Source organism: Actinacidiphila oryziradicis (assembly GCF_005047355.1).
Lineage (GTDB): Bacteria > Actinomycetota > Actinomycetes > Streptomycetales > Streptomycetaceae > Actinacidiphila > Actinacidiphila oryziradicis.
The window spans coordinates 1-18,570 of record NZ_SUMC01000128.1 but is presented as its reverse complement, the minus strand read 5'-3'; the positions used below and the strand labels follow the sequence as shown (position 1 = coordinate 18,570).

The window sequence follows — 18,570 nt, the reverse complement described above, 5'->3', positions numbered from 1 at the left end:
CGGCCCCTCCAACGCTGGATCGGACGCCGCGAGTACTTCGACCAGACCTACCAAGCCATCGCCGGCCTGGTCTCCGACCGCGCGGCCATGCGGTAATCAACCACCAGCCAACCCGCCAGGCCAACACGGCCCGACCTCAATCGAGCACCACGTCGTAAGACCGGGGGCCCACTTCGGGCTATTGCGGGCAGGCTAGGTGCTGCCCGAGTCGCGGCGAGCTTACGGGCCCCCGATCTCTCACCCCAAGGGCCGGACCTCAAACTCTCTCCACCGACCTCCGGGCCGTCGTCGGGAGAAGCGCGGGCAAGCGCGCGGTGTGGACCGCAGGGACGTGGAAACTCCACTGACAGCGGCTGTACCCTCGCTGCCAGGGGCGGCCTACACAGAGACGTCTCGGCACACAAGGGGGGCGCCATGCTGCAGGTCATGGACTGGTCCGTTGTTGGGAGCGGCGCGGTTCTGGTGGTCTTGAGTCTTATCGTCCGCTTGACGCCCCGCGGCAAGGTGAGGCTGGCCAGCACAGCTCACAAGCAACGCTTCGGCGCTTTCATCGCGTGGACAACCCCGCTGTTCATTGGGCTCAGCATGCTGTCGGACAGGGTCCCACGGCTTCTCGGCAGCCGCCATCCCCCTGGAAACGACCCGGCGCAGAGTCGGGGCCGTCGTCGGGCCGTCCGAGGCGAACCAACGGTGACAGACGATGACAACCGGCCACAACGTCAGCGCAGGTCAGAAACGGTCGGTGGGAGAAAGGCGCACGTGAGAGACTTGGCGTGCCACTTCCAGAAGATCTGACCGTCGACGTCCGCGGTGCCAGGCGATCAACCACTCGCGAGTTTTCGGCGGCAGTTGTTCAGCTGTTCGGGGCCGACTGGTGATGGGGGTGTGTTCATACGGAGCACCGGCAATAGAGACGGGTACCGGCCGCCTGGGCACGGCGGGCCAGCGCGATGAACATGCGCGCGCAGTACTCGGCGTCCAGTTGATCAGCGAAGCGGGCCTCTTCGACGCCGTACCACTGTGCCGCGACCGTCGGCACGGCGTCATCCCCGATTCCAGCGAGCGTGTCCCGCCAGCTATCAGGTAGCTCCTGGAGGGTCAGGCCGAGGTGCCAGGGGGACTGGTCATCGGTGTCCGCTCCGCGTGGGTACGGCCACTCCGTCAGATCAGGCCAGACCACTGTCGGCTCATCGCGACGACCGCCGAACGGTACGCTGCTGGCGTGGCCGACGAGTTCGCCGAGCACAATAACCGGATCGGTGCCCTTCGCGTCGATCCAGTCCGCACCGATCTCGTCGAGCGGCAGACAGTTTGTCCAGTCCCCGCTGGGGCCGATCGCCCAGTTCACCGCTGTGGCCCGATCGGGCGCCTGGAAGTAGTCATACAGCACGCCCATGATGGCCTCCGTCACCGAGTTGCTGCGACGAGTACAGCAGATGGCTATGACAGTGGTACGCCGGCCTAAGGGTCGGCAGGCCGAGCCATGGGCTACCTGTGGACAAGGAGCCGCTCCACAGCCGCCGACAGGAGTGTGACCTGCCGTGATTCCAGAGACAGAAGCGGCCTCCGGAGCCGTGTGCGCAGGTTGCAGGGGGAATCGGATCGAACTCCTAAAGCGGGGTCGATTGGCCAGAGCCCGACCCGGGTCCTTGGCCCTAACGCCGACCGTAGGCTGTGGTCATGCTGCTGATCTACGGTGGAGAGACCACTGCCGACTCGCCGGCGCCGCGTACCGGCGGAGTCCCGCTCGTACCAGGTGACTTCGTCTGGCCGAGGTGCCGCCAGTGCGGTGGAGCCATGCAGTTCCTCGCCCATCTGCCCCTCGCCCTCGGCGTGATCGCGGTGTTCTTCTGCCAGAACGACCCGGGCATGTGCGATGACTGGGACGCCGCCGCAGGCGCTAACCAGGCCTACCTGTTCTCCGGCGAGCTCACCCCAGCCGCCGTCCCTGCCGAGGGCGAGACGCTCCTGGACGCGGTCACCGCTCTGCGCCTCCATCCCGCTGACAGCCCCACGGAGGAACCGGTCCTCGGACGGCTGGGCGGCGAGCCTGAGTGGATCCAGGCTGACGAGAATCCCAACTGTCCCGTCTGCGCCGCTCCCATGACCTTCACGGCCGAACTCGAAGAGGGTTACGACTTCACTACCTCCGCGAACTTTGGCGGCGGGGGCCGCGGTTACGTCTTCAGCTGCCAGCTCTGCGGCGAGGCCGCGTTTCTCTGGCAACGCTGAGCGCACCGTCTTCAGGGTCGTACCCGTAGCCAGAGCCGAATCGCTCATCCGAAGACGGCCTCACTCTTGAGGTCGGCCCCACGACGGACGATGTCCGCGTGCTCGATCCTCACGACGAGGACATGAGCGAATCCCAGTGGTTCGTCTACGTCGTGGCACGAGCACAAGGGCAGAGCCCAAGAGATGCATCACGGACGACCAGGCGTAGTTGAACAAGCCGAGGTAAAGGCGCGGCGCAAGAGCGCATGAAGACGGCCCCGTCTCAGTTTCCGTCTCATTCACCAGCGTCCGGGCCCGTTCGCCTCGGTACGGCAACAGCGTGGACCTGAGTCGCCGAACAGGCTCGGACGCAGGTGAACGGCCACGGACAGGCCGCTGACCCGGGCCAACAGACTTGGAAAGCGTGCGCGTCGTCGCTCCCCGAGGCACCTCGGCGACTCGCCAGCGGCGGTCCCGCCCGGCAAGCCCGCGTCAAGGGGATCGTGCGTGCCACAGTCGTGCCAGATGCAGGGGTCAGCCACGGTCAACAGGGGTCAGCCACGGCTACGGTTGCCGCTTGAGGCCCAGGCCCGGAAGTCGCAGGTCAGCCGAGGTCTGACCCCACCGCTCTTGTAAAGCGGATGTCGTCGGTTCGAACCCGACAGGGGGCTCGGCGTTTTCGCAGGTCGGAGGCCCTTCCACCCGTAAGGGCGGAAGGGCCTCCGACGTCCAGCACGTATTTAGCACACATGGCGTGCGCCGACGGTTGGGGAGCTGCCCGGAGATGCCCGCCAAGGACGAGCTGGCCAAGCGCCGTTTCGACAACCTGGTGAAGCGCGTCGAGGCCCTGATGGCCGGATCCCTGAAGCCGGAGTACCAGGGTTACTACGGACAGCTGGTGCTGGGGGAGAAAGCCGTCGAGGAACTTGGCGATCCGGACGACATCCGGCGGGCGGCCCGGGCGGCAGGCCGGCGGCTGGGCTGGAAGATCGTCACCCGGGAGATCGACGGACGGATCTTCATCATCGACGACTGTAAGCCGCCCGAGGCCGTTCGGGAGCTGGCCATGCGGCGGGCGGCCGATGCCATGGACGCTGCTCGGGATGATGGCGTTCATTGAATTTGGCTCTGGCCCGGATCCGCAGAGCGCTCTTCGAGGCCCGCGGTTCAAGGGGGGTGGGATGGGAAGGTCCCCGGGCCCGCCTCGGGACTGGAGTTTTCGGCCGTGCCCCACCCCCTTCCTCTCTTCACGGAAGCCCGGACCAGCGAGGGTTGCCGTCCCGCTCAGCTGGCGGGACGGCGCCCATCTGTCCGGCACATATCAGGCCGGCATCGTCTCCATCGCCGTCAGGACCGCCAGCTCCTCGGCGGCCCTGCGAGCCTTCCGCTCCGCCTTCGCGGCCTTCGCCTCGGCCTTGGCGAGGACGCGGGTGCGGCGCTTGTGCATCTTCTTGGAGACCTCGTCGAGGCGGTCGGGGAAGAGGTGGCCGTAGACGTCGAGGGTGAGCGTTGCGGACTTGTGGCCGAGCATTGTCTGGACGACGTTGACATCGGCGCCGCTCGCGGTACCCAGCGAAGCGGCGGTGTGCCGCAATTTGTGCGGGGTCAGGTTGAGGTGGCCCAGGCCTGCAGCCCTTGCCGCCGGGTTAAAGAAGCGTTGGCGGAAATTTCCTACGCGGAGCGGGCCGCCTTGCGGGGCCGTGAACAGCAGTCCGTCTGGATCGCGGTCCGCGATGTGTGATGTGTGATGTGAGGTCGTCCACGAGGAATTTCGGCAGCGGCACCGAGCGGCGCTCGTGGTTCTTGGGCGTGTCCAGGTAGAGCTTGCCGTTGTCGTTGGCGTACGCCTCGACGATGTGCGCCCGCCGAGCATCGAGATCAACGCGGCCGACCCTCAGGGCGGTTGCTTCGCCCCACCGCAGACCGGTGTAGGCGAGCAGCCGGATGAACAGCCCGTACTGGCCGGTGGCCTTGGCGAGCGCCTCAACCTGCAATTCGTCGAGATAGACGTGCTCAGCAGGAGCGGCCTTCGGCAGAGGAACGCCGGCCGCCGGGTTGAAGGCCAGCCGATGCGCCTTGACGGCAAAGCCGAGGACGCGGCTGAGGACGACGTACGCCTTGCGGACGCTGCGCGCGCTCAGTTTGCGCCCCCAGTGGCCTCGCCGGAGAGGAGATCGGCCAGCCACTGGGCCACGTCGTCGTAGCGGATGCGGTTCAGCTGAGTGGTGCCCCACTTGGGGATGACGTGGACGTCGAGGACGCCTCGGTAGCGGTTGCGAGTGGAGCGCTTCAAGTGGACCTGCCGAGCAACGCGAACTCGACACCGCCACCTCCGCCGTCCCCGAGTAGGCGCAGCAGCCACCGACGAGCGCGACGACCGCACGGGTGTGGTGATGGCCGTCATAGCGGGCCACGTGTGGCTGCGCCCGGCCGGAGGAGGCCGGGAGTGGGAAGTACCCCGCGCCAAGATCCGCCCCGACCCGGACCCCGAACCCCAAGCCGAGGAGCCGAAGTGACAACTCCTTTGCCCCAGCTGCCACAGCGCCCCGACCTGGCCACCGAACTCCTGCACCGCAAGGTGAACGACCAGACCGTGCGCCGCGTCCCCACCACCCGGCAGGACGACCTGGCGGCCATGCACCGCGTCGATCACGACAACACCGCCGCCCTCAAACGCATTGTCGCCGACCACGGCTGGCCCGGCCACACGCTGGTCGGCGAGGAAGCCGCCGAGGCCGCCTGGCTCATCGCCCAGCACGCGGACGCCGGACCAGGATTTCCAACGTCAGGCCCTGCACCTGCTGGAGAAAGCCGTCCAACACGGCGAGGCCACGCCCAAGCAGCTGGCCTACCTCACCGACCGCTGCCTCATGCACCAGGGCCGCCCCCAGATCTACGGCACCCAGTACACCTGGGGCCCGAACGGCGTGCAGCCCTACCTGATCGCCGACCGCGAGCAGCTTGACACCCGACGCACCGCCGTCGGCCTGCTCCCGTACGCCGAGTACGACGCCGTCATCCGCCTGCACTACATCCCGCTGCCCGTCTGAGCCTCGCTCGGCACCGGCCAGCCCCAAGGCTCCGCCCCCAACGGCGGACGGCCTGCACCGAAACACCGCAGGCCAGCACCACCCCGGCCAGACGTCCCGTCTCGCCGGAAGCAGCAGAGAATGCCGGGCCATCCGGTCCGGCACACCCCAAGGAGGACGTCCATGCCCGAGAACACCACCACCCAGCCGACTAGCGACGGCCTGGTGCGCGCCCGCCGGCAGATCGTCGCGGCCCGCTCCCGCTCCGCGACCCCGTCCGACGGCGGCTCCACTGGCCGTACCGACGGCAACGACTAACAACAGGGGAGAAACCACTGCGATGACCACCGTGTCGATCGCGGAGTGCCTGGGCGAGGACTTCCTCGCCCAGGCTCTACACCGCACTTACCGCCACGTCCCCCGCGTCCTGCCTGCCGCGGCCGGGCTCATGACCTGGGACGACCTGAACACCATCCTGTCCGTCCAACGTCTCGAACCACCGCGACTGCGGCTGTCCGTCGACGGCGAAGCGCTGCCGCAGCACCGGTACTCCGTGCCCGTCACGACCCGCCGCCACCAGGTGTGGCACCGCATCCACCCCGCCGAATTCCACGCCCGCCTCGCCGAAGGCGCATCCCTGGTCCTGGACGCGGTCGACGAACTACACCCGCCCATCGGCCGCCTCGCTCAGGAGCTCGAAGGCTGGCTGCGGACCGGCGTGCAGGTCAACCTCTACGCCTCGTGGACCAGCACCGAGGGCTTCGGGACCCATTGGGACGACCACGACGTGATCGTCGTCCAGCTGGAGGGCGCCAAACGCTGGCGACTGTACGGGCCCACGAGGGCTGCCCCGATGTACCGCGACACCGCCACCCCGGAACCACCACCCGAGATCCCCGTCGCCGAACTGGTCATGCAGGCGGGGGACGTGCTGTACCTGCCGCGCGGCTGGTGGCACTCCGTCACCGCCGACCAGGGAACCCACTCCCTCCACCTTACCTGCGGCCTCCAGACCCACACCGGCGCGGACCTCATGGGTTGGCTCTCGGAAACCCTGCGTGCCTCCGAACGGGTGCGGGCCGACCTGCCCCGCTTCGCCGAACCACACGAGCAAGCCGCCTACGTAGAGGCGCTGCGGAAGGAACTGCTGGCCGAACTGGAAGACCCGGCCGCGCTGCTGGCCCGGTACACGGTCGCGCGGGACGCCACCGATGCCGGCCGAATGCGCACCTCGCTGCCCCACCTGGCCGGACCACCCGCCGACCCGGTTCTTCCGGTGCAGCTGACTACCGGCCGCGCCTGCCTGACGGAAACGAAAGCCAGCGTGACGTTCACGGCCAACGGCCAGGAGTGGGATTTCGCCCCCAAGGTCGGCCCACTGCTCCGGCGGCTCCTGAATGGCGGCCCCGCCACGCTCGCCGACCTCGCCGAGGCGAGCGGCCTGACGGTGGAGCAGGCCGCAACCGTGGTCGGCGAACTGGTCTCCGGGCAAGCCGCCGCCCTGGGAACGGCGGAACCGTCGTGACGGCCACGCTCGGGCTGGGCACCTACCGGCTGCGGGAGGTGCCCGCCGCCGCACGGCGCGCGGCCACCTCCCCGGCCCCATGGATCGACACAGCCCCCAACTACCACCACGGCCAAGCCCAGACCGACCTCGCCCCGGTCCTGGCCGATCACCCCGGGCTGCCGGTGTCGACGAAGGCCGGGTTCCTCACCCCCACCACCGCAGCGGAGGCCGTGAAAGCGGGAGTGCTCAGCCGGACGGAGGCGGAATCCGGGCACAGCATCGCCCCCACATATGTTCGCTGGCAGACGGACCGGAACCGGACCGAACTCAGCCGAGACTGTCTCGACCTGCTCTTCCTCCACAACCCCGAACACACCACCAACCAAGACCGGGCCGAGCTGTCCCAGCACCTCCGCGACGCGTTCACCGTCCTGGAGGAACAGGCCGCCGCCGGGCACCTCACCGGGTATGGGGTCGCGACCTGGAACGGGTTCGCCGACGGCGCGTTCACCGTCGCACACCTACACCAGCTCGCCACCGAGGCAGCCGGCGGCGCTGCCCATCACGATCCAGCTCCCGGTCAGCCTGGTCATGGCCACCCCACTCGCCCAAGCCCTCCACGGCCACGGCCCCATCGCCGACGCCGCCCACAAGGGCCTCGAAGTGTTCGCCTCCGCCCCGCTCCACGGCGGCGAACTCCCCCACCTCGCCACCCCCGAACTGGCAGAACTGATCCGCCCCGGCCTCAGCACCGCCCAAGCCTGCCTCCTCGCCGTCGCCTCCTGCCACGGGCTGACAAAAGTCCTCCTGTCCGCCACCGACCCGGCACACTGGGTGAACGCCCTCGCCGCCCTGGACAGTGAACCCCTGCCACCCGAGCACCTGCGAAAGATCCTCGATGTACTCAACGCCTGAAGACCCCGCCGATGAGCAGCGGCTGGTGACCGCCCACGCCACCGCAGCCGCAGCCCTCGGCACCACCGTCACCGGCCCACCCGTCTGGGGCTGGCACGGCCGCACCCTCGGCCGCCGCGCCGACCACCCCGCCCACGGCACCTGCTGGCTCCGCCTCCTGTCCGCCCCCAAAGACAAAGCCACCGGCAAGATCTGGGACGGCACCCTGGCAGCAGCCAACGTCTTCCCCGGCGTCCACAAGCCGCCCCTGCACGCAGTCCGCGACCACACCACCGACGGAACCGCCTACCGAGCCGAACTCACCGGCTACATCGACGCCCCCGTCTGCTCACCCGACCCCGTCCTCCGCCACCACCTCGTCCTCCCCGAGACCTGGTGGAAAAGCCTCCGCACCGACCTCGACACCATCGCCGCCACCCCCACCGACCGCATCGCCGTACGCCAGCAGTGGATCGACCGCGCCGTCCCCCAATTCCTCGGCGTACCGGCCCCCCAGGTCACCGAATGGGCCACCGGCCACGGCGACCTCCACTGGGCCAACCTCACGGAAACCGGCCCCGTCCTCCTCGACTGGGAAGGCTTCGGCCTGGCCCCAGCGGGATATGACCAAGCCCTTCTCCTCGCTTACTCCCGGCTCCAGCCATACATCGCCACCCACGTGAGCGAGGTGTTCGCCGACATCCTCCACACCGACGCTGGCCGTGTCGCCCAACTGGTTGTCGCAGCTGAACTGCTCCAGTCGGCTTCCCGGGGAGACCATCCCGATCTTGTCCCCCCGCTCCGAGCCCACGTCGGCACCTTCATAAGCACCCAGTCATAGTCCGGGCCGGGCCTGACCGGCACCCCCCGTGTCACCTGACTGAGTAACAACCTTCTCTGCGAACTGTCGCGGCGCCTCGCAGTTGGGGTGGCTCAATCGTCGAAGTCCGTGCTGCGGCTGACCGATTCCCAGGTCAATGTCTCCTCGCGGGAAGCGTGGAGGTGGGCGGAGATCGCGTCGGCGGCGTCGTTGCCCAGCGGCAACCGCAGCGGGGTCTCTTTGGCCTCCATCGCGGCCAGGATGGCCGCAGCGGCCTTGGCGGGGTCGCCGGGCTGCTTGCCGTCGGTGCTCGGGAGCGCGGCGCGGACGGGGCCGACCGTCTCCTCATACGCGGGAATGGCCGCGGACTGCTGCAGGGCACCGCCGCCGGCGAAACCGGTCCGGAACGCGCCGGGTTCGACAATCAGCACCTTGATCCCGAACGGGGCCACTTCGAGGGCGAGAGCCTCGGACAGTCCCTCCAGCGCGAACTTAGTCGCCGAGTAGGCGCCGACACCCGCGAACGAGAACCGGCCGCCCATGCTGCTCATCTGCACGATGGCGCCGGAACCCTGGCGCCGCATGTGCGGCAGCACCGCGCGGGTGAGGGCGGCGGGGCCGAAGAAGTGCAAATCCATCAGATCGCGCAGTTCGCGGTCGGTGGACTCCTCGACCGCGCCGACCAGGCCACGACCGGCGTTGTTGACCAGCACGTCGATCCGTCCGTACCAAAGCAGGACCTCGGCCACCACGGCGGTGATGCGCGCCGGGTCGGTGACGTCCAAGGCGACCGGGAACATGCGATCGGGGTGCGCGGCGGCGAGGCTGTCAAGTACTTCCGGCCGGCGGGCCGCCGCCACGACGGTGTCGCCGGCGGCGAGGGCGGCCTCGGTGAGCGCTTGACCGAAACCGGAGGACGCGCCCGTGATCAGCCAGACCCTGCCGGTTGCCTTGCGGGTGGGGTTGTGAACGGTGGCCATCTGCATCTCCAATATCGCGGTTGACGCCTCCTGTTATGTCAGCCACCGTTCCGGGCCGTCCAAGACAGAAGTTCGGCTACTCGATAAAGACGGCTTATGATCGCTGGATGGAGCTGCGTCAGCTGCGCTACCTCGTTGTGATCGACGACGAAGGGAACCTGGGCCGGGCCGCGGCACGGTTGTACGTGAGCCAGCCTGCCTTGTCCTACGCCCTCAAGAACCTGGAGTCGGAACTCGGTGTGCGGCTGTTCGACCGACATTCCGGAGGCGTGACCGCGACCTCCGCCGGGCGCGACGTCGTGGCCGAGGCTCGCCGTACAGTGCGCCAGGCCGAGCGGGTGACGGTCGCCGCCGAACGGCACCGACGCGGCGAGAGCGGGGTACTGAGGGTGGGCTTCGAGGCCAGCGGCGCCGGCGAGCTCACCACCCGGGCACGGGCCGAGTTCGCCCGTCGCCATCCCGGCGTACGGGTGGAGCCGAAGCGGTTCGACTGGGGCCAGGAAGCCATGGCACTGCGCGACGGCCGGGCGGACGTCGCCTTCGTCTGGCTACCCGCCGACCTCACCGGCCTGCACGCCGAGGTGGTGCACACCGAACCCCGGGTCGTCGGCCTGCCGGCCGGTCACCCGCTCGCCAATCGCGACGGCATCTCCGTACTCGAAGTCAACGACGAACCCCTGATGTGGACCGAACGAGCACCGCGCGACTGGGTCGACTGGTGGGCGGTCAACCCCAGACCTGACGGATCCAGCCCCCGCTAAGGACCGACCAACGACAACGTCGAGGAGATGCTGGAGCAGGTGGCCGAAGGCACCGCCATCTGCTTCGCACCCTGCAGCATGGCCCAGTACTACGCCCGCCCCGACCTCTCGTGGGTCTCGCTCACCGACGTCGAACCCCTGCGGGTCGCCCTCGCCTGGGCCGACGACACAGACAACTCCCTCGTACAAGGATTCGCCCATGTCGTGCGCGAGCTCGCGGTCAGCCCCCAGATCCAGTCATCGAGATCGCTCGCCGAACGCCATGAGACGAACATCCGCGTACCGTCGGCGATCCACAGGTCTTGACAATTCCTCCTCTTTTCCCCGCTGAGGTACCTGTGATTCTCAAGCTCAGTGCATGGGCCAATGCGGTGCGGCCACGGAGATCATCTCAGCCAGCCAAGACCTGTTCGTTGCGGCGGCGTGCGATATGTGCTTCGAGCCGCCCGACGGCCATCTCGTGGTCATAGTGCAAGCTGAACAGCAGAGGGATCTCGCCCTGTGGGCACGGGCGTCCGGGGTCGGCTCCGTAGGGCAGCAGCACGGCAGTGCAAGCGACGTTCAGGGGTACGTCGTTCTGGACTGCCCCGTCTGCTTCGACGTCGATTGCGTGCAGGATCAGGGACATGTGGGACCACATCTCGTTGGGATCGGTGTCGGCATCCAGCAATCGGGTCAGCTCATTCAGGCGACCATGCTCTACGGCCAAGTGCGCCGGAGTTATCTCGCCGCCGCCTGCGGATCCACACTGTCAGGTGACCATCATGAAGTGATCATGCAAGGTCAGCGGTCGATCGATGGCCGCTGCGTTCCTCGTGGGTGCTCCGACATTCGCCAGATCCGCGGAGTCGGGTTGAGCCCAGCGGCGTTGCAGATGTGGATCTGTCGTGGACAGCCAGCCGTCGGGGGCCACCGTGGGCCAACGAAGTGCGGCGGCGCTGAAGAGCAAAGGGTCTCCGGAACCGTATGCGCCCCTTGTACTCCTTTCACCACCTCTTGGGCCTTCACCTGGACGCGAGCGCCGGCCAGCAGCCGGGGGCGGAGCGACGAAGCCCGCAGAGCCGCAGGTGGACTATCCATGGACAGCAGCGTCCTGGCTCCAGCCGCCACCTGCGCCGACGTCTCGCGGCGTTGGGTGAAGCTGCCGCCGACAGCACGCATTCCGCACACATGAGGATGGGAAACGCTCCGGACCAGTGAAAACTGGTGAACGGTGTTTCCGCAGGCCAGGGCCGCAAGGGATGGTGTTTCCGCAGGTCAGCCGCCTGCCGTGAGGGAACTTGTAAAGCGGATGTCGTCGGTTCGAGCCCGACACGGGGCTCCAGCGCAGACGCCTCGGGCCGATTGGTCTGGGGCGTCTGGTGTCCTCGGGTGATCCGACTGCGTGCGAGGCCGCCTACCGATACGTGGGCCGCAATGCCGACAGCGATGCCGGGCCGCAATATTTCCCGGGGAGGTCTGGCCGGGACGTCAGATCTTGATGACGGTGGTTTGTCCGCCGAAGAGGGCGGTGAGGTCTTCGGGGTCTGAGGTGAGGACGGTGGCTGGGCCGGGAGCGGCGAGGGCGGTGGCAGCCAGCATGGCGTCGATGGCGTATTTGTGGCCGTGGCGTCCTGCGGCCAGGAGAAGTTTGGCCGCGTGGCGGGCGATGGGCTCGGTGACGGGCTCGACGACGATGCGGGACAGGACCCATTCGAGTGCCGGGTGCTTGATTCTTGGGTGAATGACTTCGACGAGGGTTGCCGAGCTGGTGATTACCCGCATGTCGTCGGTGCGGGCCAGGGCCAGCCAGCCCGTGACGTCGCGGTCGCGCAGGACGGCCTTGGCGAGGCCTTCGCTGTCGAGGACGAGGGTGCCGTTCGGTACGGCGGGAGCTCGGGTCACGCGGCGCTCGTCCCGGCGGTGCCCTGCTGCTCACGGGCGCGCAGTAGGAGGTCGCGCTTCTCCTGGATCTCCTCGGCGGTGATGGGCCCGTGCTCGGCTTCCGCCACGGCGATGAGCTCGTTGAGGTTGTCCCGTTCGATCTGGCGGGCGACGGCTGCGGCCACGTAGGCGGACAGGCCCGAGGGGCCACCGCGAGCGCGGGCGGCTTCCGCTATGTCGCGCGGCATGGTGATCGAGTACTTCTGAGTAGGCTCGCTCATACCTCTTATGCTACCTGGGATGCTCCCTGTGGTGTGCTGGAGTCACCGTTTCACTGCCTCCGAAGTCGTCCAGCCGCACGGATTTCGCACACATGAGGACGAGAAACGCCCCGAACCAGTGAAACCTGGTGAGCGGTGTTTTTGCAGGCCCGGGGCGGCGACGGTGACTGTTCCTGCCGGTCAGCGGCGCGCCCCGAGGGAACTTGTAAAGCGGATGTCGTCGGTTCGAACCCGACAGGGGGCTCAGGGCGAAGGGCCAGTTCGGAGGGGTCACCCTCACGAACTGGCCCTGATGCATGATCGCGGCCCGGTCCGGCGGGATCTTCCGGGGACTTACGGGGAGCCTTAGTGCCGTCGCGCTCCGGCCCAGGTCAGGGACGTCCCAGGTCAGCCGCCATTGACCCAAGGGGCCTCCGGAGCCGTGTGCAGTGATGTCGGTGGTGAGGCGTACCGTGCAGCGGAGGACCGGCTATGGGAGGGGTGATTGTGGGGTGACTCAGGATTTGGAGATCGTCTCATTCGAATCCGCCGAGGCATTCGAGACCTGGCTCAGCGAGCACCACGCGACCTCAATGGGGGTCTGGCTCAAGCTGCGGAAGAAGGGCCCCGGGATCGTGGCCCTGGATTACGTTCAGGCCCTCGATGTGGCGCTCTGCTACGGCTGGATCGACGGGCAGAAGGGCAAGTTCGACGACCGGTACTGGCTGCAGCGGTTCACCCCGCGCAAGCCGAACAGCAAGTGGTCCAAGGTCAACCGGGGCAAGGTGGCAGCCCTGATCGAGCAGGGCCGGATGCGGTTGGCGGGGCTGGCCGAGGTCGAGCGTGCCAAGACGGATGGCCGCTGGGAGGCCGCCTACGACGGTGCGCGGACGGCCTCGGTGCCGGACGACCTGGCGGCGGCGCTGGTGGCCAATCCTGCCGCGGCAGAATTCTTCGGGACGCTGGACCGCCAAAACCGCTACGCGATTCTCTACCGGATCCAGGACGTCAAGAAGCCCGAGACCAGGGCACGCCGGATCGAGCAGTACGTGGCGATGCTGGCCGAGGAGAGGAAGCTCTACCCCTGAGACAGCACTCGATAACTGTCCTGCTTGTGGGGGAGTCCGCTCCGAGGAGCCTCTGACATCACCGGCTGGCATCAACGTCGCCGGACGGCGGACAGGGCGATGGGGCCGACCGGGGAAGGACCGGGAATCGCCTACGGGCGCGGCTTCCGGCAGGCCGCGTGGAGCCGGGCTCGTCTGTCAGGGTTGAGGAACCATCGCGTGGCCACGGTGAGATTGCGTGTAGTTGGTATGCGGATGGGCGAGCTGTCGGTTGCCGACTAGAGTCAACTAGTTACTGCTGGTTGTGGGGCCGGCGTATGGTTCCGGGACGCCGCCGTCCTGGGGGAGGGCGTGAATCCGTATGAGTCGTCGCTCCAACGGGTTGATAGGCGTCTGGGCCGAGGCGCAGCGCCAGCAGCAGCGGCAACAGGAAGCGCAGCGACGGGCAGGGGTCCAGCATCAGCGGGACCAGGAGCGGCAGCAGCGGGCGTTCGAGCGCGGTATGGCGCGCAGCCATCGTGAGCAGCAAGCGGCATACCGGCAGCGGAAAGAGGCGGATGCGAGGCGGCGCACGGAGGAGTTGGAGGCGCGGGTCGAGTCCTTGACGAGCCTGTTGGCCATCGGGTGCCGTGCTCCGGTCTTCAGAACGGCTGGGCTCGTCCGCCTCGAGCAGGTTGAGACGTTTGCTCCTGGCCGACTCGCCGACCCCGTCCCCATGCCTGATCCGAACCAGTACCAGGCCCAGGGCGGTTGGGCCCTCGGTGCGAGCCGGCGGGCGCAGGCGCAGGAGGAGGCACGGGCGCGGTACGAGCGGGACTGGCACGCGGCGCAGGCCGCAGAGGCCCAGCGTCAGCGACAACTGGCCGCGTACCGGCAGCAGTACGACCAGTGGGCCGCTGCTCAGCTGGCGGAGATCCGTCGTCACAATGCCGGCATCGCCGAGATGGCGGTGGCGCTCCGCGACGGGGAGTCGGACACGGTGGTGGAGTACTTCTCGGCGGCTCTGTACTCCTCCACGGCGTGGCCGGAGGGTCTTCCGCGTCAGATGGCCGCCTCGTACGATCCGGCCGCCCGCCAACTGGTGCTGAACTGGGAGCTGCCGAGGTACGACATCGTCCCGGAGGCGAAGTCGGTGCGGTACATGCCCTCTGCGGATCAGGACAAGGAGACTGCCCGCCCGGCCGCGCAGCGCCGGGCGCTGTACCGGGACGTGCTGGCGCAGTGCGTGCTGCTGGCGCTGCGCGATCTCTTCGCTGCGGATGAGTTCGGCGCGCTTGAATCGGTCGCGTTGAACGGGTTCGTGGACGACCATGATCCGGCGACCGGCAGGCAGGCCCGGATCTTTCTGGCCACCGTCATGGCTGCGGGCTCAGCGAGCCGGCCTGCGTCGCGTGTGTCGCTCGCCCTGCGCAGGTCAGAAGACTTCCGGCAGCCGGGTCCGGTCCGCGACACCGCCGTGTACGCGGTCGAGCAGCGCCGCGTACGAGGCAATCATCCGTTCGCGGCTGAAACGCTCCCGGCTCCGGGCCAGCGCGGAGGCGAACTCCGGGCCCCGAGCGACCGCTTCGGACCAGGCCAGGGCAATCGCCTCGGGGTCGGGCGGGGTGAGGATGCCGTGGCCGGCCACGATGTCCGCGGTGTCGCCGACCTCCGTGGACACCGGGACGGCGCCGCACATCATGCCCTCGATCAGGCACAGCGGGGCCGCCTCGCCCGATGCCGACGTCAGCGCCACGACGTCCGCGGCGGCGTACAGGGCCTCCATGTCGTGCCGTACGCCCAGCAGTAGCAGCCGCCGGGCCAGCTGCGGCTCGTCGCCGAACGCCACCGTGATGTCGGCCTCCAGCGCCGGATTTTCGGGGGCCATTCCGGCCCCGCACATCAGCACTCGCCCGGTGGAATGGCGCCGAAGCCACAGCCGGGCCGCCCGCAGGAACAGCGGCACGTTCTTCATCTTCGCGTACCGGGCCGCGAACACCACCACAGGCCCGTCGGCCGACAGCCGCCGCGCCGGATCGGGCTGGAAGCGCAGCAGATCCACGCCGTTCGCAATGACGTGCAGCAGTCCACCCGGAATCCCGGCGGCCTCGTACGCGGCCCGTGTCGACTCCGCGCAGCACACGCCCGCCACCACGCGGCCGTCGGCCACCGCAGCCTTGAGCTCGTCCAGCGCGGGCCCCTGGTTCTCCGGGTCCGAGCGGTGCAGGCACACCACGATGGGTCTGCGCGGCAGCCCGGCCTGGTTGAGCAGCCCGAGCGGCTGCTCCTTCAGCGACAGCACCACGTCAGCCGCCGCCGTCGCCCGCGCCGTCGCCGCCAGCTCCGGCCCGCTGAAGGCAGCCCCGCCCGCCGAGACGTCCCGCCCCAGCGTCGTGACTTCCACCCCGGCCGCCGTCAGCGACCGGTAACAGGCGTCCGTCTCCATCGGCTGCCGGGTGGCCTCCCGGTGCACCTCGCCGTGGATGCTCAGTACGCGGTGCCGCTGGCCCCCTTCGTGCAGGCCGCGTACGACGTCGCTGTGCAGGATCCGGGCGCCGCCCGTGAAGAAGCCCTCGTAGACCGACACGACGTTCAGCCGATGTGTCGTGCGCACAAGTACCACCCGCTTTTGCCGCCAGCACCATTGACATTCCCCGTAGAGATCGCGGGTTAGCGGTAATGAAGGGGCATGGAGATGGCCGCCCGTTGAATGCGACGCCGCGTATCGAATTACGGTCGGTTGCGGGCCGGCCAACAAACGACAGCCCCGTCGGCACGCGGCCCGGGCGCATGTGGGGGGATGCTCGCCCTGATTACAGGACCCGTGGGGGACCCCGTTTCTCGCAGGTGGACCAGAGCCGCCCCGGGGTACTGAGGCTCGCAAGGGAGGGCAGCCCGAACGGAATCTGGGAAAGGCCGTCGAAGGGCTGGGGGCGGCCCGGCCGAGAGCCGATGGGCGGCTCGCCCGGCAGGCTGCCGACTGGTCCGGAAGATCGTCACCCGGAGATCGACGGACGGATCTTCGTCATTGACGACCGTGAGCCGCCCGAGGTGGTTAAGGAGCCGGTCACGGGGCGGGCGGCTGATTCGGTGATGGATGTCGCCCGTTCGTCGGCTGGGCGGCCTGCCATCGGTCGGCGCCGGCTCATGCGTGACCGGACGGCCGGCCGGGCAACGACGTACGCCCAATTGGGCGCAACTCCTGTTCACCGCTCGCCCCAGTCCTTTCTGTCGGTTTTAGTGGCTTTGGCACGTCGTCAATTCCTCTTCGTCCGGGGGTGGCTGCTTCGCCGCTCCGTTTATTTGCGCGGCCCGGCACAGTCACGGCGTGCTCCGAATACCGACTTCTTCCGGAGGACTCCATGAGACCGTTCAGATGGTGTGCGAGCCTGGCTGCCACCGCAGGCCTGGTTGGCTCTCTATTTCTTGGCTCTGCCGTCTCCTCGGCCGCTCCCGCGGTTGTGGGCAGCGAGGCTGCGGTCGTCGTGCCGACGCAGTCGGGCGTACTGGCAGCGGGGGCAGGGGACGAGCGCGCGAAGTCAAGGCCTGGGGAGAGCGAGTCCGGGCGGCGGCAGGCGTGCCTGGGCCTGGTGCCGCCGCCCTATGCCTATGCCGACCTTTCGCCCTATCTCTGTGGTGACTGGAGGCTCGGCCCCACCCGGGTGCCGACCCGCGGGGTGGTGGGGAACATCGTCAACGGCTACGACCGGTTCGGCGGTCTCACCCCTGTGGAGTTCCTGCACAAGTGGTGGGATCCCACCGCGGACTCCGGCCAGGGCGACTGGCGTTATCCCAATGACGACGGCTACGAGCACAATGCTCAGGGCACCCCGATCGCCGCGCCGCTGGTGCTCCACCCGGGCCAGATGGTCGACCGTTTCGGCAACGAATCGGGCCGGTACCTCTCCCCGGCAGGTGCCAGGTACGGCGAGAGGGGGATCCCGCCGTCCGGCCTCGACGCCATCGACCCGCGCTACCCGTACAACTACCACCTGTACCGGGTGACCAGGGACGTCGCCGTGTGCGCGGGGCCGATCGCCCCGGCGTTCGAGCAGCCCGGCAAGGGGGTGCAGTACGTGACATCGAGTCGGTTCTGCCCGAGCACCTCCCGCCCGAGTGTGGGAGACCTGGTGGGCAACGGCACCTTGGTGCGACTGAACTGAACCTGTCGTCCATGTCCCCGTTGGGCCCGGCTCCGCTACTGCGGGGAGACTGGCTTCATGGATCGGCACCAGCTGTGTGACGCCCTACGGGCAGCCGGGGTCCCGGCCGGGTACTACGAGATCCCCGGTTGCCCGGGCGGCCCCCGCCCGTCGGACCACTACTTCCTCGATGAGCGCGACGGCCGGTGGGTCGTGGGAGTCCACGAGCGCGGCAGGCGTGAGGTGTACGCGAGCTTCGCGGACGAGGACCGGGCCTGCCGCTGGCTCTACGAACGGCTCACCGACGAGGGGCCGCCGCATTCCCGGCCCACGCCCGCAGAGGCAGAGGGGTTGCTGCACGACAGTGAGAGCATCCAGCGCCGGGCCCGCGAGGAGCTCGAACGAGCACTCGCGGCAGCCGCCCGGCGCAAGGCCTCAAAGGAGCACCCTGCCGACGACCGCTGAACGGGGAGCGGCGGGTCCCGCCCTCTACCGGACGGTAGTGATGAGACGCGGATGGGTCGACACATGCGTTGCACGGCGTGCAGTTGAAGAGCGTAGCCGTGAGTGAACGAGCGCAGGAACGCGATCGGCGTGGAGGGGGCGGGGCATACGGGCGGGTGGCCCAGCAGATCGACACCGGAATAATCCACGTCAATGACGCGACGGTGCACGACGAGCCGCTCATGGGGGCCTGTGTAAATGTCCGGGTCTTGTCACGACGGAATCCCGGAAAAGCAACTAACGAAAATCTTACATCGTTCGACGAGGCATGGGATGCCTCCTGACCTGCGGCTTTTATTTAATTCACATTGTGAGAAACTCTCTCAGATTCAATTCATCGCTATCTAAGGAGAATTGGCTTCCGGGGCTGGATTTCTCGCGTAATGTTTTCCATGTCGAAGCCGGAAGGCGGCGGCAGGAAAGCAGAGAGAGAATCACCCCGACGAGGAGACCGTTATGAGCTTCCGCAAGATCGTTCCCGTCAAGCAGCACGAGCCCAAGCGCCACGTGAAGCCGGCCCCGAAGAAGAAGAGCGTCACCAAGGCCCGCCCGC

General features: G+C 68.3%; 22 protein-coding genes, 1 tRNA gene and 2 pseudogenes. 16 read left to right on the top strand and 9 right to left on the bottom strand.

Annotation, left to right across the window (positions count from 1 at the left end):
• Positions 1 to 889: 889 nt before the first annotated feature.
• The gene (locus tag FCI23_RS48290; RefSeq protein ID WP_136730361.1) at positions 890 to 1,396 is read right to left on the bottom strand and encodes a hypothetical protein; all 507 of its coding nucleotides are present in this window, start codon (positions 1,394 to 1,396) and stop codon (positions 890 to 892) included.
• Positions 1,397 to 1,680: 284 nt separating this feature from the next.
• Between FCI23_RS48290 and FCI23_RS48285 the strand changes: the two genes are divergently transcribed.
• From FCI23_RS48285 to FCI23_RS48280, 3 genes are all read left to right on the top strand, one after another.
• On the top strand, positions 1,681 to 2,232 hold the full coding sequence (locus FCI23_RS48285; RefSeq protein WP_136730360.1) for a hypothetical protein: 552 nt from the start codon (positions 1,681 to 1,683) through the stop codon (positions 2,230 to 2,232).
• A 580-nt stretch (positions 2,233 to 2,812) separates the two neighbouring features.
• A tRNA-Thr gene (locus tag FCI23_RS57545) sits at positions 2,813 to 2,879 on the top strand.
• A gap of 116 nt (positions 2,880 to 2,995) precedes the next feature.
• Entirely contained in the window at positions 2,996 to 3,331 is a 336-nt protein-coding gene (locus tag FCI23_RS48280) for a hypothetical protein (protein ID WP_136730359.1), read from the top strand.
• Positions 3,332 to 3,532: 201 nt separating this feature from the next.
• Here the strand turns inward: FCI23_RS48280 and FCI23_RS61480 are convergent, their stop codons facing one another.
• Genes FCI23_RS61480 through FCI23_RS61470 form a run of 3 tightly spaced genes read right to left on the bottom strand, consistent with a single transcriptional unit; the run spans position 3,533 to position 4,504 of the window.
• The gene (locus FCI23_RS61480; RefSeq protein WP_246144763.1) at positions 3,533 to 3,919 is read right to left on the bottom strand and encodes a tyrosine-type recombinase/integrase; all 387 of its coding nucleotides are present in this window, start codon (positions 3,917 to 3,919) and stop codon (positions 3,533 to 3,535) included.
• Positions 3,858 to 4,397, bottom strand: coding sequence for a tyrosine-type recombinase/integrase (locus FCI23_RS61475; protein ID WP_246144764.1), 540 nt, complete (start codon positions 4,395 to 4,397; stop codon positions 3,858 to 3,860). The genes FCI23_RS61480 and FCI23_RS61475 overlap by 62 nt, the downstream gene beginning before the upstream one ends.
• Positions 4,349 to 4,504 carry an N-terminal phage integrase SAM-like domain-containing protein gene (locus FCI23_RS61470; RefSeq protein WP_246144762.1) on the bottom strand — a complete coding sequence of 52 codons (156 nt, stop codon included), beginning with the start codon at positions 4,502 to 4,504 and terminating at the stop codon, positions 4,349 to 4,351. Before FCI23_RS61470 ends, FCI23_RS61475 begins: the two co-directional genes overlap by 49 nt.
• A gap of 100 nt (positions 4,505 to 4,604) precedes the next feature.
• Between FCI23_RS61470 and FCI23_RS62775 the strand changes: the two genes are divergently transcribed.
• The 7 genes and pseudogenes from FCI23_RS62775 to FCI23_RS48255 all read left to right on the top strand — a co-directional run bounded on the left by FCI23_RS62775 (position 4,605) and on the right by FCI23_RS48255 (position 8,482).
• The gene (locus FCI23_RS62775; RefSeq protein ID WP_265737837.1) at positions 4,605 to 4,727 is read left to right on the top strand and encodes a hypothetical protein; all 123 of its coding nucleotides are present in this window, start codon (positions 4,605 to 4,607) and stop codon (positions 4,725 to 4,727) included.
• 162 nt (positions 4,728 to 4,889) lie between these two features.
• Complete coding sequence (locus tag FCI23_RS48270; RefSeq protein WP_136730358.1) at positions 4,890 to 5,261, top strand: DUF6624 domain-containing protein; 372 nt, start codon at positions 4,890 to 4,892, stop codon at positions 5,259 to 5,261.
• A 162-nt stretch (positions 5,262 to 5,423) separates the two neighbouring features.
• Positions 5,424 to 5,558, top strand: a complete 135-nt coding sequence (locus FCI23_RS62770) for a hypothetical protein (protein ID WP_265737836.1) — start codon at positions 5,424 to 5,426, stop codon at positions 5,556 to 5,558.
• A 22-nt stretch (positions 5,559 to 5,580) separates the two neighbouring features.
• A complete protein-coding gene (locus tag FCI23_RS48265) occupies positions 5,581 to 6,765 on the top strand; it encodes a cupin domain-containing protein (protein WP_136730357.1) in 1,185 nt (394 codons plus the stop codon).
• Positions 6,762 to 7,175: pseudogene (locus tag FCI23_RS63415) on the top strand (aldo/keto reductase); the annotation flags it as partial. The gene FCI23_RS48265 and the pseudogene FCI23_RS63415, both read left to right, overlap by 4 nt.
• Before the next feature lie 40 nt (positions 7,176 to 7,215).
• Entirely contained in the window at positions 7,216 to 7,662 is a 447-nt protein-coding gene (locus FCI23_RS63410; protein ID WP_322974025.1) for an aldo-keto reductase family protein, read from the top strand.
• Positions 7,646 to 8,482: a hypothetical protein gene (locus tag FCI23_RS48255; protein ID WP_136730356.1), complete on the top strand. Its 837-nt coding sequence runs from the start codon at positions 7,646 to 7,648 to the stop codon at positions 8,480 to 8,482. Before FCI23_RS63410 ends, FCI23_RS48255 begins: the two co-directional genes overlap by 17 nt.
• A 92-nt stretch (positions 8,483 to 8,574) precedes the next feature.
• Here FCI23_RS48255 and FCI23_RS48250 read toward each other — a convergent pair whose 3' ends face one another.
• Positions 8,575 to 9,441 (bottom strand): oxidoreductase, encoded by an 867-nt coding sequence (locus tag FCI23_RS48250; RefSeq protein ID WP_211265805.1) that lies wholly within the window; start codon positions 9,439 to 9,441, stop codon positions 8,575 to 8,577.
• Positions 9,442 to 9,548: 107 nt separating this feature from the next.
• Here FCI23_RS48250 and FCI23_RS48245 point away from each other — a divergent pair, with 107 nt between their 5' ends.
• The gene (locus tag FCI23_RS48245) at positions 9,549 to 10,202 is read left to right on the top strand and encodes a LysR family transcriptional regulator (RefSeq protein WP_246144761.1); all 654 of its coding nucleotides are present in this window, start codon (positions 9,549 to 9,551) and stop codon (positions 10,200 to 10,202) included.
• Between the two features lie 27 nt (positions 10,203 to 10,229).
• Positions 10,230 to 10,508, top strand: a complete 279-nt coding sequence (locus FCI23_RS61465) for a hypothetical protein (protein ID WP_246144760.1) — start codon at positions 10,230 to 10,232, stop codon at positions 10,506 to 10,508.
• A gap of 85 nt (positions 10,509 to 10,593) precedes the next feature.
• Here the strand turns inward: FCI23_RS61465 and FCI23_RS48240 are convergent, their stop codons facing one another.
• The 3 genes from FCI23_RS48240 to FCI23_RS48230 form a co-directional block, all read right to left on the bottom strand.
• The gene (locus FCI23_RS48240; RefSeq protein ID WP_246144759.1) at positions 10,594 to 10,872 is read right to left on the bottom strand and encodes an ankyrin repeat domain-containing protein; all 279 of its coding nucleotides are present in this window, start codon (positions 10,870 to 10,872) and stop codon (positions 10,594 to 10,596) included.
• Between the two features lie 800 nt (positions 10,873 to 11,672).
• On the bottom strand, positions 11,673 to 12,086 hold the full coding sequence (locus FCI23_RS48235; protein ID WP_136730353.1) for a PIN domain-containing protein: 414 nt from the start codon (positions 12,084 to 12,086) through the stop codon (positions 11,673 to 11,675).
• Positions 12,083 to 12,346 (bottom strand): CopG family transcriptional regulator, encoded by a 264-nt coding sequence (locus FCI23_RS48230; protein WP_136730352.1) that lies wholly within the window; start codon positions 12,344 to 12,346, stop codon positions 12,083 to 12,085. The genes FCI23_RS48235 and FCI23_RS48230 overlap by 4 nt, the downstream gene beginning before the upstream one ends.
• Positions 12,347 to 12,777: 431 nt before the next feature.
• On the opposite strand from FCI23_RS48230, the gene FCI23_RS48225 reads away from it, so the two are divergent.
• Positions 12,778 to 13,413, top strand: a complete 636-nt coding sequence (locus FCI23_RS48225) for a YdeI/OmpD-associated family protein (protein ID WP_136730351.1) — start codon at positions 12,778 to 12,780, stop codon at positions 13,411 to 13,413.
• Positions 13,414 to 13,753: 340 nt separating this feature from the next.
• Positions 13,754 to 14,767, top strand: a pseudogene (locus tag FCI23_RS61460) (restriction endonuclease); the annotation flags it as partial.
• A gap of 39 nt (positions 14,768 to 14,806) precedes the next feature.
• Here the strand turns inward: FCI23_RS61460 and FCI23_RS48215 are convergent.
• Positions 14,807 to 15,985, bottom strand: coding sequence for a glycosyltransferase (locus FCI23_RS48215; protein WP_246144758.1), 1,179 nt, complete (start codon positions 15,983 to 15,985; stop codon positions 14,807 to 14,809).
• An 847-nt stretch (positions 15,986 to 16,832) separates the two neighbouring features.
• Between FCI23_RS48215 and FCI23_RS48210 the strand changes: the two genes are divergently transcribed.
• Both FCI23_RS48210 and FCI23_RS48205 read left to right on the top strand, forming a co-directional pair.
• The gene (locus FCI23_RS48210; RefSeq protein WP_169317325.1) at positions 16,833 to 17,534 is read left to right on the top strand and encodes a TNT domain-containing protein; all 702 of its coding nucleotides are present in this window, start codon (positions 16,833 to 16,835) and stop codon (positions 17,532 to 17,534) included.
• 57 nt (positions 17,535 to 17,591) lie between these two features.
• Positions 17,592 to 17,978: a hypothetical protein gene (locus FCI23_RS48205; protein ID WP_136730349.1), complete on the top strand. Its 387-nt coding sequence runs from the start codon at positions 17,592 to 17,594 to the stop codon at positions 17,976 to 17,978.
• The last annotated feature ends 592 nt before the right edge of the window (positions 17,979 to 18,570 follow it).

Coding starts and splice junctions, on each gene's coding strand:
- FCI23_RS48280 (WP_136730359.1), top strand. CDS start 2,996: ATGCCCGCCAAGGACGAGCTGGCCAAGCGCCGTTTCGACAACCTGGTG.
- FCI23_RS63410 (WP_322974025.1), top strand. CDS start 7,216: ATGGGGTCGCGACCTGGAACGGGTTCGCCGACGGCGCGTTCACCGTCG.
- FCI23_RS62775 (WP_265737837.1), top strand. CDS start 4,605: ATGGCCGTCATAGCGGGCCACGTGTGGCTGCGCCCGGCCGGAGGAGGC.
- FCI23_RS48230 (WP_136730352.1), bottom strand. CDS start 12,346: ATGAGCGAGCCTACTCAGAAGTACTCGATCACCATGCCGCGCGACATA.
- FCI23_RS48225 (WP_136730351.1), top strand. CDS start 12,778: ATGTCGGTGGTGAGGCGTACCGTGCAGCGGAGGACCGGCTATGGGAGG.
- FCI23_RS48255 (WP_136730356.1), top strand. CDS start 7,646: ATGTACTCAACGCCTGAAGACCCCGCCGATGAGCAGCGGCTGGTGACC.
- FCI23_RS61465 (WP_246144760.1), top strand. CDS start 10,230: ATGCTGGAGCAGGTGGCCGAAGGCACCGCCATCTGCTTCGCACCCTGC.
- FCI23_RS48285 (WP_136730360.1), top strand. CDS start 1,681: ATGCTGCTGATCTACGGTGGAGAGACCACTGCCGACTCGCCGGCGCCG.
- FCI23_RS48205 (WP_136730349.1), top strand. CDS start 17,592: ATGGATCGGCACCAGCTGTGTGACGCCCTACGGGCAGCCGGGGTCCCG.
- FCI23_RS62770 (WP_265737836.1), top strand. CDS start 5,424: ATGCCCGAGAACACCACCACCCAGCCGACTAGCGACGGCCTGGTGCGC.
- FCI23_RS48245 (WP_246144761.1), top strand. CDS start 9,549: ATGGAGCTGCGTCAGCTGCGCTACCTCGTTGTGATCGACGACGAAGGG.
- FCI23_RS48250 (WP_211265805.1), bottom strand. CDS start 9,441: ATGGCCACCGTTCACAACCCCACCCGCAAGGCAACCGGCAGGGTCTGG.
- FCI23_RS48290 (WP_136730361.1), bottom strand. CDS start 1,396: ATGGGCGTGCTGTATGACTACTTCCAGGCGCCCGATCGGGCCACAGCG.
- FCI23_RS48265 (WP_136730357.1), top strand. CDS start 5,581: ATGACCACCGTGTCGATCGCGGAGTGCCTGGGCGAGGACTTCCTCGCC.